We start from the raw sequence: 808 nt of genomic DNA, 5'->3' as shown, positions 1-808 counted from the left end.
AGCGTGCCGGTCGTCTCGGAGAAGATGTCACCGATGCCGTCACCGTTGAAATCCGCGCCGAACACGCTGGCCGGCCCCCACAGGGCGTCGACGATCTTCTGCGCGTCCCCGGCCTCGGGCTGGTAGCGCTCCGGATAACCGGAGACCTGTACGGCCTGGCACACGTCGCCGACCTGCTCCTGCTTCCAGGAGTCGTCCGGGTAGATTCTGACCATCTTGTTGAGGAAGGCGTTGGTGGCCCAGATGGGGTTGAGTCGTTGTTCGACGGAGCCCCATGTCGCGCGCTGCTGGAACAGGCCGAGGCTGTCATGGTCGACGGTTTCCGCGACGTTCTGGATGCTGGCTTCCACGATGGTGGTGGTGATCGCGATGACCGCGGCGCGAGGCGCCAGGCCGCGGTCGCGAACGGCCTTGACGACCATGCGGGCACAGGAGACGCGGTAGGCGTTCATGTAGCCGTCCATCTTGGCCGTCAGGACGCTGTTCAGCCGGTCGGCGATCGCGGCGTCCGCGCCTGTCGTGCCCTTCGGGTCGCAGGCCGCGGTCGCGTAGGAGGCCGTCACTTCGCCGACGAGGGGTTCGTCGGGAGTCGTGGCGTGTGCGGGCGTGGCTAAGGCGAGGATCGCGCAGGCGGTCATGACCGCCGTCTTCATTGACTGCATGTTCTTGCTCCGAATCTTGAGCAGCGGGGACGCGGGTTAGAAGTAGGGGGTCCAGCCCGGGCCGATGGCGGTGCCGGTGCCGAACCTGTTGCCGCCTTCGCCGTTCCAGATGTAGAGGGTGCCGCCGGTCATGGCGGCGATGTCGT

1 protein-coding gene is annotated in these 808 nt (G+C 66.7%); it reads right to left on the bottom strand.

All coding sequences use genetic code 11. The features are described from left to right. The coding region (locus tag ACFPZ3_RS60150; RefSeq protein ID WP_379523444.1) for a hypothetical protein at nt 1-653 on the bottom strand (653 nt) is incomplete at its 3' end. Nucleotides 654-808 lie beyond the last annotated feature (155 nt).

This window comes from Nonomuraea insulae, assembly GCF_042656245.1.
This window is presented reverse-complemented; position numbering and strand designations above follow the sequence as displayed.